15 protein-coding genes are annotated in these 12194 nt (G+C 46.0%); 6 read left to right on the top strand and 9 right to left on the bottom strand.

The window, feature by feature from the left end:
• Positions 1-14: 14 nt before the first annotated feature.
• Complete coding sequence (locus tag KB186_RS03275; protein ID WP_232773099.1) at positions 15-605, top strand: TetR/AcrR family transcriptional regulator; 591 nt, start codon at positions 15-17, stop codon at positions 603-605.
• A gap of 69 nt (positions 606-674) precedes the next feature.
• Here KB186_RS03275 and KB186_RS03270 read toward each other — a convergent pair whose 3' ends face one another.
• From KB186_RS03270 to KB186_RS28400, 4 genes are all read right to left on the bottom strand, one after another.
• Positions 675-1367 carry a deoxynucleoside kinase gene (locus tag KB186_RS03270; RefSeq protein WP_232773098.1) on the bottom strand — a complete coding sequence of 231 codons (693 nt, stop codon included), beginning with the start codon at positions 1365-1367 and terminating at the stop codon, positions 675-677.
• A 42-nt stretch (positions 1368-1409) separates the two neighbouring features.
• Positions 1410-2051: a deoxynucleoside kinase gene (locus KB186_RS03265; RefSeq protein WP_221867225.1), complete on the bottom strand. Its 642-nt coding sequence runs from the start codon at positions 2049-2051 to the stop codon at positions 1410-1412.
• A gap of 154 nt (positions 2052-2205) precedes the next feature.
• Entirely contained in the window at positions 2206-3279 is a 1074-nt protein-coding gene (splB, locus tag KB186_RS03260; RefSeq protein WP_232773097.1) for a spore photoproduct lyase, read from the bottom strand.
• A 74-nt stretch (positions 3280-3353) separates the two neighbouring features.
• The gene (locus tag KB186_RS28400; RefSeq protein ID WP_370646644.1) at positions 3354-3581 is read right to left on the bottom strand and encodes a hypothetical protein; all 228 of its coding nucleotides are present in this window, start codon (positions 3579-3581) and stop codon (positions 3354-3356) included.
• Positions 3582-3689: 108 nt separating this feature from the next.
• Between KB186_RS28400 and KB186_RS03255 the strand changes: the two genes are divergently transcribed.
• Together KB186_RS03255 and KB186_RS03250 are read left to right on the top strand one after the other, a co-directional pair.
• A complete protein-coding gene (locus KB186_RS03255; protein WP_173609846.1) occupies positions 3690-4235 on the top strand; it encodes a sigma-70 family RNA polymerase sigma factor in 546 nt (181 codons plus the stop codon).
• A 5-nt stretch (positions 4236-4240) separates the two neighbouring features.
• The gene (locus tag KB186_RS03250; RefSeq protein ID WP_173609776.1) at positions 4241-5572 is read left to right on the top strand and encodes a DUF4179 domain-containing protein; all 1332 of its coding nucleotides are present in this window, start codon (positions 4241-4243) and stop codon (positions 5570-5572) included.
• 59 nt (positions 5573-5631) lie between these two features.
• Here the strand turns inward: KB186_RS03250 and thiD are convergent, their stop codons facing one another.
• On the bottom strand, positions 5632-6426 hold the full coding sequence (thiD, locus tag KB186_RS03245; protein ID WP_232773095.1) for a bifunctional hydroxymethylpyrimidine kinase/phosphomethylpyrimidine kinase: 795 nt from the start codon (positions 6424-6426) through the stop codon (positions 5632-5634).
• A gap of 108 nt (positions 6427-6534) precedes the next feature.
• Between thiD and KB186_RS03240 the strand changes: the two genes are divergently transcribed.
• The 3 genes from KB186_RS03240 to KB186_RS03230 all read left to right on the top strand — a co-directional run bounded on the left by KB186_RS03240 (position 6535) and on the right by KB186_RS03230 (position 8471).
• Complete coding sequence (locus tag KB186_RS03240) at positions 6535-7341, top strand: sensor histidine kinase (RefSeq protein ID WP_173609778.1); 807 nt, start codon at positions 6535-6537, stop codon at positions 7339-7341.
• Positions 7338-7985, top strand: coding sequence for a response regulator (locus KB186_RS03235; RefSeq protein ID WP_173609779.1), 648 nt, complete (start codon positions 7338-7340; stop codon positions 7983-7985). Before KB186_RS03240 ends, KB186_RS03235 begins: the two co-directional genes overlap by 4 nt.
• 81 nt (positions 7986-8066) lie before the next feature.
• Positions 8067-8471, top strand: a complete 405-nt coding sequence (locus tag KB186_RS03230) for an SET domain-containing protein (RefSeq protein WP_012685826.1) — start codon at positions 8067-8069, stop codon at positions 8469-8471.
• Between the two features lie 426 nt (positions 8472-8897).
• On the opposite strand, the gene KB186_RS03225 is transcribed toward KB186_RS03230, so the two are convergent.
• The 4 genes from KB186_RS03225 to KB186_RS03210 all read right to left on the bottom strand — a co-directional run bounded on the left by KB186_RS03225 (position 8898) and on the right by KB186_RS03210 (position 12179).
• Positions 8898-9077: a hypothetical protein gene (locus KB186_RS03225; RefSeq protein ID WP_232773094.1), complete on the bottom strand. Its 180-nt coding sequence runs from the start codon at positions 9075-9077 to the stop codon at positions 8898-8900.
• 373 nt (positions 9078-9450) lie between these two features.
• Positions 9451-10950 (bottom strand): Ig-like domain-containing protein, encoded by a 1500-nt coding sequence (locus tag KB186_RS03220; RefSeq protein WP_221867227.1) that lies wholly within the window; start codon positions 10948-10950, stop codon positions 9451-9453.
• Positions 10951-11490: 540 nt separating this feature from the next.
• Entirely contained in the window at positions 11491-11763 is a 273-nt protein-coding gene (locus tag KB186_RS03215; RefSeq protein ID WP_232773093.1) for an alpha/beta hydrolase family protein, read from the bottom strand.
• Positions 11730-12179, bottom strand: coding sequence for a GNAT family N-acetyltransferase (locus KB186_RS03210; protein WP_047068668.1), 450 nt, complete (start codon positions 12177-12179; stop codon positions 11730-11732). Before KB186_RS03210 ends, KB186_RS03215 begins: the two co-directional genes overlap by 34 nt.
• Between the last annotated feature and the right edge of the window lie 15 nt (positions 12180-12194).

The following is a 12194-nucleotide window of genomic DNA, read 5'->3' as shown; positions in this document are numbered from 1 at the left end:
GGAGATTGTAAAGCATGAAGATGTCCAAAGCAGAGCAAAAACAGCAGACGATGCAAAAACTGATCGAAATAGCAAGAGAGGTGTTCTCTAGGCAAGGCTATGCGGATGCCGCCATGGAAGACATCGTAAAACAAGCCGGGGTGACCCGGGGCGCACTGTACCATCATTTTGGTAACAAAGAAGGGTTGTTTGAGGCAGTAATGGCTTCTGTCCAACAAGAAATCGGAGAGCGCGTAGAAGCTGAAGCTGCGAAAAGTGAAGAGCCTTGGCAACAATTGATCTTGGGGTGCCTGGCCTTTGTCTCCTCGGCCGTCGAACATCGCAACAAGCGGATTTTGCTTATCGATGGCCCTTCTGTCATCGGGTGGGAAACGTGGCGCCGAATGGACGAGGAAAACTCCATGCGGCATCTCAGGGAGCAGCTTCAAACGATGCAAGAGCAGGGGTACCTACGTCCCGTTTCCATCGACGCTCTGACGCATTTGCTGTCTGGTGCGATGAACGAAGCCGTCCTCTGGATTTCGGAGACGCCTGATCATGAGAAGTCCCTTGAGGAAATTTCTGCAGCATTGACCTTGCTCTTGGAAGGATATCGCACCCAATAAAAGCAAAGCACCCCTGCTTCCGCCTCTTTCCGGGCAAAATGCAGGGGTGATCTGTTATTGTAAAGGGTTTTATGATGAAAAGCGGGTAGCTCGTCCGATCCGAATTTTTTCAGCAGCCCGCGCAATAATGCTCTCTACCGAAGATGGGTCATCCACAACGTCGTATTCGTTGATATTGACCCGCAAAATCGGACAGGAAGTAAAGGAGGCAATCCAGCTATCATAGCGACCAAACAAATCCTGCCAGTAATCCACCGGCGTTTGTTGTTCCATCGGACGCCCGCGCTCTTTTACGCGACCAACAATATCATCGAAGCTGCCCTCTAAGTAGATCAAAATGTCCGGATGCGGGAAGTAAGGCGTCATGACCATCGCTTCAAAAAGTTCTGTATAAGTGCGGTAATCTTCTTCTGTCATGTTGCCTTGCTCGTACAGCATGCGGGCAAAAATCCCGGTATCCTCATAGATGGAGCGATCTTGGACAAAACCGCCGCCATAATCAAACATCCGTTTTTGTTCCTTGAAGCGTTCTGCCAAAAAGAAAATTTGCAAATGGAAACCCCATCGCGATAAATCATTATAGTAACGGCCCAAATACGGGTTATTGTCAACCTTTTCTACAGATACGCGAAATCCGAGCTGATCTGCCAAGGCATGTGTAAAGGTGGATTTTCCTACCCCTACTGTCCCGCCGATCGTAATTACTGCGTTGTTTGGTATCCCGTATTTTTCACGAAGCGTGCTGTTTTGAAACCTCGACATGTACGCAACTCCTTATCCCCATGCTTACTTTTCCTTTGTTCCCTATCCTTCTTGTCCCATCAACTCTTGAATTCGTGGCACAATTCGATCCAGTACAACCTTCAAATCTTCTGGTCGATGTACGAAATCCAAATCGTCACAATCGAATTTGATGACAGGCGTATCCGGATGATGCTTTTCAAACGCTTCCATAAACTCGTTGTAATCAGCAATCAGGTTCTCCATATAGGTGACATCCATGCTGCGCTCCATTTCGCGATCACGCATCGCAATCCGCTTCATCACGGTCTCAATCGAAGCTGTCATGTAGATCACTAAATGCGCCTGAGGCAAATCCTCTGTTAGGATATCATAAATTTTGAGGTACTTTGGCAGGTTTTCTCCTTGTAGCGTCCGCTTGGCAAAAATCGTATTTTTGAAAATATTGTAATCAGAAACAACGGAAATACCTTGATTCAGGAACTGTGAATGAATATCCTGCAACTGCTTGTAACGATTGCAGAGGAAAAACATCTCGAGTTGAAAGCTCCATTCGGCAATATTTTCATAAAATTTACCCAGGAACGGGTTTTCGTAGACGATCTCTTCCAGTAGCTGCAAGTTGCATGCACGGCTTAGTTCCCGCGATAAAGAGGTTTTCCCAATACCAATAGGTCCCTCAACGGTAATCAATATGGACTTCATGTATGCTTCGATTCCTTTCAAGAAAATGAGAGCACTCCATATTCTAGCATGTATGTAAGCGTTTGTCGAAAACATTCGCATTGTGTCGTTTGGTATCATTTGGTGCTCATCTTTCTAAAAGAAAAACTGCTCTTCATCAAGAGCAGTCTGGTTCTTACGTAAAATATTCAACCCGAGCCTGTGGAAACAATCGAGCAATTTCACTTTCCAAATGGGCCTGCAAGGCCTTTGCTTGGATGTCGGGATAGACATACTTCCCTTTCCCGTATTTCCCCCATTTGTACTTGCGCTCTTCTTCCTTCATCTCCAGCTTCGTTTTCGGATAACGCTGGAGGATCAAGCTTTTCGCGATCTTGGTAAAACGGTGCTGGATTAGCTCAAACGTCAAATCCTCCATCGCTTCGGGAACCAACTGCGAACGCAGCCTTTCCAACAAATCGGTATACCCTGCTTCCCATCCGTCAAACCAATACAAAGGCGCTAAAATAAAGCCCAGCGGATAACCTGCCTTGGCTACCTTCCCTGCTGCCTCCAGTCGCTGATGAAAGCTGGAGGTACCTGGCTCAAAATTTTTGATGACATAGTCGGCATTCATGCTGAAACGAAATCGGGTATGCTTGTTGTGCTTGGCATCCAGCAAGGAATCCACATGGTGAAACTTCGTCACGAAGCGCAACCGCCCAAACTCCTGCTGGCCCATAAACTCAATTGCTCGTTTCAGATTGCCTGTAAGATGCTCAATACTTACCGGATCAGATGTACAAGCTGCCTCAAAACGAGTGATTTCTCCCGGGCGTTCTTGGATATACTTTTCGGCCTGTGCCAGAATCTCATCTGTATTAACGTACACCCGAACATACGGCTTAGTCCCGATATTGGTGTTCAAATAGCAATAGTGACAGTGGGCAGCACATCCTGTTGCCAATGGAATGGCATATTCTGCGGAAGGCTTGGAAGTCTCGAACTTCAATGTTTTGCGTACACCAATGACCAACGTCCGCTTCGCATTGCGATATTTCTCCACTTCTGTATCACCAGGAATGCCACGAACCTGATTATGGCTTGTCGTCATCTGCATCGGAATCCCTTCCGCCTGAAAACGGCGATACAACTCTTGACCAAGTGGATAATTCAATGCATGTGGCTCCACGAAAATATAATCCGGAACAAACAGCTTGCTGCCTTTCTGCTCCGTTTTTTCAGGTCTTTTCAAAAGGGTTGTTCCCATAGCCATCATTCCCCCCTTCACCTAGTATGCCCGTGCCACTCGACTGAACGTGAGGGGAAGTATGGCTGCGCCTTTTATTTTAGGGTGTTCTTAAAATCGCGTATTAGCGTCTTTGCTTGCTCCTCTTGAGTTTGCGGGACTTGGAGCGTATAGACATGTCCTGCTTTTTTGGTCTGCCTGGATAAAAGCCTGACTCGAATTCCTTTCATTTCTAAATAACGCCGACATTCCTGAGCAATCCGTGGGAGACCATACGATTCATGAATCGTAACCCATTTGATCCACATACACCTGCACCCCATCCTTACACACTTCTTTCTTTTACAGTAAGCAGTGGACGGGTGATTGGTTCAAAACAAAAGAGAGTTGCTGACATTTTAGGAAAACCGTTTTTGCCTCTTGGCCGTCTAATGGTAGAGGAGGGGGAAAAAGTGAATCTGGAACTGCTCGTTTCACGCGCAAAAAATGGGGATGATGATGCCTTTTTTCAACTCGTCAGCCTTCATAAAGAACAACTGTATAAAATCGCCTACGCCTTTCTTCGTAACGAGACAGATGCATTAGAGGCCATTCAGGAAGCGACGTGCCGTTCCTATCTCAAGCTGGCACGATTGAAACAGCCTGCGTATTTTCGTACTTGGCTGACCCGCATCCTTATTCATATTTGTCTGGATGAGCAAAAGCGCCGAAAACGGATCATATTGGATCCTATGGAGGATGACGTCGAAAGTCTTGCAAGTACTCCGATGGACGACCAAAATGTCGAGCGTATCCAAATTGAAGCGGCTCTCGCTCGTCTCAGTCCAAATTATCGGCACATCATTATTTTGAAATATTTCGAAGATCGGACAATACGCGACATTGCTGAGGTACTCGGTCATCCGGAAGGCACCATCAAAACATGGCTGCACAAGGCTCTGGGTGCACTGCGCAAAGATCTCGGGAAAGGCTGGTGAGCTTTATGAGTGAAAATGAAAAAAAGAATGCGAGTCCATTCATTGTTCCCGCTGAGATTGATCAATACATTCGAAGAGGGATGGAACAAGCAAAAGAGCTGCGTCAAAATCGGAGCCGCAAACGCTGGGTACGCGTTGGTTCTAGTCTGGTTGCTTGTTTGTTCATTTTCGTGTTTATTTTTTCCGTTCGCCTTTCACCCGCTGTTGCCGCATATGTCAGCTCGATTCCCTGGATGGAAAAGATCGTTGATTTTCTTCGGGACGATAAAGGCTTGCAAAAGGCAGCAGAACACAACCTCGTTCAAAATATTGGCGCCAGTGGTTCAAGGGAAGATGTGACGTTTACCATCGATCAAGTTTTGGCCGACGAAAAACGGATGGTCCTCTTCTATACTGTAAAGCATCCATTTACGGATAAAGAAGTAGCCCTGCACAAGATCGAGTTGTTAGACAAAACGGGAAAGGAATGGGAGCATGGTGTATCTTGGTCAAGCATGGGGAGAGAAGAGCCTGTGATTCAGGATCGTATTGATATTGTCATCAATGAAGCCACTGAAATACCCGATGCAATGACTGCAAAAGTCACACTTGCAATCGATAATCTCGAACAAAAGACTCCTCTCTTGATCGACTTTGCTGTAGATAAAAACAAATTTAAGACCTTTGACAAAAAAGTGTACCCGGTGATGAAGGAAGTCATGATCGACGGTCAGCGTTTCACGATTGAACAAATCGCGGTCTTTCCTACTCAGACAGAAGTGAGCATTCGCTTTGATCCAGCTAACCAAAAGCACGTATTTGATTTTGATAAGCTGAGGCTCGAAGATGAAAAAGGAGAAACATTCGCTTTTTGGGGAAATGGCGTTCCTGTTCGTGACAACGGTGAAAATGGGAGGATATACAATCTGGAAAGTATTTATTTTGTAGAGCCCGAAAAGCTAATTCTCAAAGCCGATAGCATTCGTGCCCTAGACAAAGATAAATTGCGAATCGTAATCGACGCGAAGACAGGCACATTAACAAACGTGCCGAATGATCGCTTAAAATTAACAGCACTGCGTCAAGTCGATGATGTGGTGGGTATGGACTTTTCTTTGAAGGTTCCGCTTCAAGATAAACACTCTCATATATCCTTAGGGTATGACCTGACTGACGACCTTGGAAATGAATATGATTATGTGCAAGGAAGCAACTACTCCACAAATGATGAATCGATTCAAAACTATTCTATTTTATTCAAGCGAAAAACAAACAAAGGCACCCCTACTTCCTATTCCTTTCCTCTGTCCAGCTATCCTGAACGTCTTCAAGGTACTTTTTCTGTAGAAGTCAAATAAAAAATACCCCATCAGCGATTGCTTGTACGGAATCGCTGTGGGGCATTCTTTTGATAAACTTAGTCTACAACCGCCCAGTGGTTGGTCGGCCCATGCCCGCCACCCAATTGGGGTGCTGTCTTAATTGCTTCGAAAATAAAGCGATTTGCTTTTTCTACCGCAGTGATGAGCGGTGTATGTTTGGCTAACTCTGCTGTAAGAGCCGCGGAGAATGTACAACCTGTACCGTGCGTATGGCGTGTATGAATACGCTCATGGGATATTTCATGGAATGCGGTACCATCGAACAAAATATCAACGACAACGTCCCCTTGCATATGTCCACCCTTCATCAGGACATTGCGAGCGCCCAACGCATGTATCGCTTTTGCCCCTTCGCGCATCTCATCTGTCGTCTCGATTCTCATGCCAGTCAAGCATTCTGCTTCCGGCAAGTTAGGTGTGACGACTTCCGCCAACGGCAACAACTCTGTTTTCAATGCAACGATCGCCTCATCCAACAGTAGTTTTGACCCTCCCTTGGCAATCATCACCGGGTCTACCACCAGCTTTTTCAGGCCAAATGCTTTGATCTCTTCCGCAACAACACGAATGATATCTGCGTGAAACAGCATGCCCGTTTTCGCCGCGTCAGCGCCAAGATCACGCAACACCTCATGCATTTGCTGGGCAACTGCCTCTGTCGGCAACGGATAAACACCTGCTACACCCAATGTATTTTGTGCAGTGATTGCGGTGATCGCACTCATCCCGTACACACCGAGTTGATGAAAGGTTTTCAGATCTGCCTGAATCCCAGCTCCCCCACCGCTATCTGAACCCGCTATCGTCAATGCTTTCGCAATCGTGCTCATGATATTCCCTCCTGCTTTCCACCTTTTCTCACCTGAGTATACCATCCGCTCGTCCCATTCGGTATACTTAAGGAATGTTTGCCAACAGTCATGCAAGGAGGCATCTGCATGTCCTATCGAATCTTTTATTGGTTGACCTTTTTGATTCCAACCATCATCATCGGGGGTTTTGAATTCATCCGTCACGACTTTCTGCTGCCTTATATGTCTATGGAAGCTGGAAATGTGTACATTACCCTCTTGACGCTCTTTCTCTCTTTTTTATTTGCTACCTGGATGTTTCACACACTTAAACAAATGAATGCACGAATCGTCGAGGAACAAGCCCGTCGCGCTGTTTATGAAGAACGGGAACGCCTTGCCCGCGAATTACACGACGGGATTGCACAGTCTTTGTTCTTCCTCAACGTAAAGCTGAAGCAGGGACAATTGGACGATGCACGGGTCGCTGTATCTGCCATCGACAATCATGTACGCCAAGCCATCTTTAACTTGCGCTCATTGCCAGAAGAAGGCAGTCTGGATCAACGCCTTGAGAAATGGTTGGCCCAATGGAGCGCTTTATCAGGAATCGACGTTGCTAGCGAATTGCACGTCAAAGACGGCTTTTTTACTCCCACCGCAGAAGTACAACTGTTTGGGATCATCCAGGAAGCTTTTGCCAACATTCGCAAGCATTCTCAGGCCAAGCATTCGTGGATTCACCTCACGACAGATGAAACAACTGGCTGGATTCTCGCCGTTGAGGACGATGGCATTGGGATTTCCAACCCTTCTCCCGATACGAAAAAATACGGTTTGTCCATGATGCGCGAGCGAGCACGCCAGTTGAACGCCTACCTCGACATTCAGGTGCGACCGGCAGGCGGCACGATCATCCGCTTATCTTCTTATTCAGGAGGAAAAACACTATGAACGCTTACCGTGTATTGATCGCCGACGACCACCCGATGGCTCGTATGGCCATTCGCAGCCTCCTTGATCCAGATCCCTCTTTTGAAGTCATCGGAGAAGCACAAAATGGTGAGGAAGCCTTTCTCTTATGCGGACAAATACAACCGGATCTTGTGCTCATGGACATCAACATGCCGAAATGGAGCGGACTCGAAGCGACCCGCGAGGTCAAGAAAGCATACCCGCACATCAAGGTAGTCATTCTCAGCGTCTCCGATGACGTTGCTGACCTGATCACTGCCATTCAGTTCGGTGCCCAAGGTTACTTGCTGAAAAATTTAGAGCCTGACGACTGGATTAACTACTTGCATGCCTTGCTCGGCGAGGACAGTGAATTGACTCGCGAAATGGCAACACGACTCATGTACCGCTTCCGTCAAGAAGAAACCACAGATGAAATGGTCCCTGCTGTTCTGACCCCGCGAGAGAGAGAGATTGTCATGTATGTGGGAGCAGGAAAAACGAATCGGGAAATAAGCGAAGCGCTGATCATCGCAGAAAACACAGTGAAAAACCACCTGAAAAACATTCTCGAGAAGCTGCAATTGGCTAATCGCGTCCAGCTCGCTGCTTACGCGGTTCGCCATCATTTGGTTATCAAATAAAAAACATTGCTTTCTGCTCGATCAACTGTCATCCTTAGAAAGATACGTTTTCCACAGACATAAGAAATGCAGGTGATCCGCATGATCGAAGTCAAGACCTCCAAACTAAGCAATGGAGAATTAAATAGAGGTGTATTTGCAACGCAAGATATCCGAAAAGGCGACCTGATTCATGAAGCGCCCGTGCTGCCTTATTTGAACGAAGAGCATGAGCATATTGAGAAAACCTTGCTCGCGGATTATGCATTTGAGTACGGTGCTAATCACACGGCCTTCTTGTTAGGGTATGGTATGCTATTTAATCATTCCTACACGCCAAATGCCACGTATGAGATTAATTTCGACAACCACACGTTTGATTTTTATGCGTATACGGACATTCAAGCGGGTGAAGAAATCTTAATCAACTACAATGGTGATGAGGATTGCGATGATCCTCTCTGGTTTTACGAAGACCAACAGAAAGAAACAGACGATACCAAATAAGCTTATACTGTAAAAAGAAAGAAAACCCGGAAACAGACACTTGGGAAAGTGCCCGTTATCCGGGTTGTTTTGTGCAACTCTATCCCTTCCCAAGCTATTTGGGCGGGCTTTCGCCTTCTCGTGGAAAGGTATCTATTGCATAGTCTTGTTAATTCCCCTACGTTCCATTTGAATATACTCTTCTTTGCTTCTATATTCATTGCATCTGGATTCTCTTGAAAATCATAGTAATCTATATCCAGTCCAATCACATCTTAACCTTTAAAAACTGTCTACGGAATGAGAAGTCTACATTACACAAGGATTATGATGAATCGTAATCAATACAAAAAGACACTAGCATTAAATTGCTAATGTCCATGTAGAAAAGAATAAACATTGTTGTGGTATCGTTCACCGACGCTTTGCCGGGAAAGGTTGACAGGATCACATCTTTGTTTCCTTTTTGGGAGAATCGCCCGAAACCAGGAACCCTCCCATCAGGCAGAGAATCACCCCTAGCCCTATTAAAATATAGTTATATCCAAAGGTCTGAAAATAATATTGCAGAACAAACAGTACCATCCCTAATACAATAGCGATTTTGCCACCCCATTGTTTTCTCACAATTTAATCCTCCGTGTACAAGATCTTTGGCTGTAAAACAAGAATGATACCTTTTACGTTGACCCCTACCTGATTGTTTCATTTTTCTTAAAACAATATCACCTCATCAACTCCGCTTACCGAATTAATAATTATGCTATCCTGCCCGTTCGTATTATGAGGTCAGCCAATTTTTACTGGTTTATCATTTTTAATATGGTTCTACGATTACGTAGCCGGGGTAACATTGACCTCGTACGCTAAACTGTTCAACCCTTCTTGTAGAAACATGTTTGAGGCTGGTTGGGACATCTTTCGACGATGTTAATGGGAAGAACCTCCTATCTCTTTGACAGGAGGTTAAGTACGTTATCTATTGACGCAATTTGAGTATCTACCCTTTCACCTGGACCGAGAATACTGCTTTTTTTCCTTGAAAGGTTGCGATGATTTGCACTTTTCCCTTCTCTTTGGCCGTAACTCGTCCATTCTCGTCAACCACGGCCATTTCTTCGTTGGAAGAGGTCCATTGAACCCCGTTCGTCAGATCTTCTTTAGTATCGTCATCATAAACAGCCGTAACCTTAAGTTCTTCTGTATCGCCTTTATCCAGTTTCAGTTTGTGCATTTGCATTTGCGGCTCAAGGGAGACGATGGTTTTTGTTTTGCCGTATTTGATCAGATAGATGTCTCGCTTGTCCGCCATTGTTGTGCTTTTTTCCCAATATTCGCCCAATAACAAGTACTGGTCATTTCCCTGGGGAACCGCATTAGCAACGCGTATTTGCGGGAACGAGATCGTTCTCTCCCACAAAAGGTCGCCAGAGTGATCCAACTTCTTGAAATTCCATTTGGAAGGGTCAGCGTTTATCGAATCCATCAGCCCGATCAGCATGTAGCCATCATCCGCTGTCTCGGACAACAATAAGCCTCTTTCTCCGTCCGACACTTCTCCACTTCCCACTTCGGTATCGTAAAGCTTCTGCCAAACAACTTTCCCCTCCGAATCGATATGCCACGCAACGATGTCATCGAAACCCGGGTCAGAGTTGAAGCGGTTGGTGTATCCGGTGACGAGAAGCCCGCCATCGGTCGATGGGAGGACTGATTTGATTGTGATTGAACCCTTCTGTTCGTAGGTATGTTCCCAAAGCTTGTCCGCTTCTTCGGACAGCTTTGCCACGTACAGGTGAGCATCGCCGGAGAACACACTGCCTTGGACAAACATTTCCCCGCTTTTGGTAACAAAAACCCGATGAGCCGAGTTGCTCAACGGCTTATCCCATTCGATTTCACCTGATGCTGTGATCTTCACGATATTGTATAGGTACTGTCCACTCTCTTCGAGGTATTTGTGGCCTACTGCGACCACACCACCGTCGAATGTTTCGGCGAAATCACTGTACAGCAGGACGTATCTGTCCGGTATCATCGCCCCTCCCTCTACCTCAATTGCTTTCGTCCACTCCTCATCTCCGGTTTCACTCAATTTGATCAACTGCAGCTTGTCCGGCTCCGAGCGCAGCGCTCCCATCACTAGATATCCGCCTTCTTTCGCCTGCTCCACGTCGGCGATAAAGAACTCTTCCGGCATGCGCTTTGACCATTCTTCCTGACCCGTTCCATCTGCTTTCACCAGCAAAGGGGGGAGTATGCGATAATCACTGTTCGTCCCGTTTGCCCATACCAGCCCGCCTCCATCTTTCGTCGGGACGACCTTTTGGACTAACTCCCGCGTCTCCTCTTTCGTATAACGCTGTTCCCACTTCAGTTGGATCTCATCATCGGCAGCGGAAGCTTGTCCGATCAGACAAAGCGATGCCGCCAACGAGAAGCCAACCATCCGGATCAAGAACCGCCGGCAACGGAAATGATTCTTTTCCCTTGTTCTCATGTTTTCCACACTCCATTTTTAGCGATATTGGAAATGTTTTTCCAACCTATTCCTACTTATATAAGAGCATGAGCATGACAATCTTGTACAGTAACCTTATTCCTAGGCAATAAATCGGAAAGCAAGTCTTCGTTAAACCTTTTTCCTGCTTCTTCCTACTTAGTGACTACTGGAGGGGATTACGCATACAAACGGGATTTCGACGAATACAAAAGACCTAGGAAAATGGCCTAGATCTTCTCCTGATTCCGCTCCTATCGTCCGCGGAACATTGCATAAATAAAATTCCACCATGTTGTCTAACCTAACTATTTAGGACGCAACCCATAACTCCCCCGAAGGCACCAATAATTATCGGACCGACTCTAAAACTCTCTTCTTCCCCATTGCAGTACTAGGGAGTTTTTTTAGTGACTAAAAAGGAGCCAAAATTCCAGTCATTTAGTTTTGAGTTGAAGAAGAAAAGCATATCGCCAACCCCTCGCTAGCTCACGGGACTATCCTTTTTTATGAGATCCTTCTCTATTAGGTCACTATCTCTTATTTTAAATGTTCGTCGAAAAAAGCTTTAACAACTTCCATTGTTTGCTGTTGTGTGAAACCGTTGTGCCCTGCTCCCTTAATTTTATACATACTTGCATTGTTTCCAGCTCTACGTAATGCATTAAAAAATTCAACGCTTTGTTCATAGGGCACTACATCATCTGCATCACCATGCATAATCAATATGGGCGGAGCATCCGGACGAACATACTCTATAGCAGTGGATGTGCGGGGACTTACTTTATCCTTTTCTCGAAAAAAGATAGCCACAAACCGGGCTTCACTTCTTTTTTATCCGTCAAGGTAAAACCATGTCTCCCATACAACCGAACGGCCGGTTCGTTCAAAGAGCCAGTCGCGACGATGATCTTGCTGCTGCCATGCTCGTGGACAGAGGCGAGCAATTGACTCGCGATTCCCTTGCGAAAATGAATAGGATCTACAATCATTCGGTGAATATCCAATGTATCTCCTTCGATCAAAAAAGATACAGCCCCAGCCAGCTCGCCTCCCTCTATGTAGCCATAAAACGTTTCTCCACATGCTCTTAGTTGTTCTACCGATTCTCGCAGGGGAGGAATATCTTCTGTACCGATTATCTCCGCCTCTACACGATACGCTCTTTGCTGCATGTTCCAAAGTTTTTGTACCGTTTGTTCATCCTGTAAATCTAGTCGCACGATCATTTCGGTTCCCCCGCA

Source organism: Brevibacillus sp. AF8, from assembly GCF_021270385.1.
Classification (GTDB): Bacteria; Bacillota; Bacilli; order Brevibacillales; family Brevibacillaceae; genus Brevibacillus.
The sequence above is the reverse complement of the archived record's forward strand: the minus strand, read 5'-3'. Positions and strand labels throughout refer to the sequence as shown.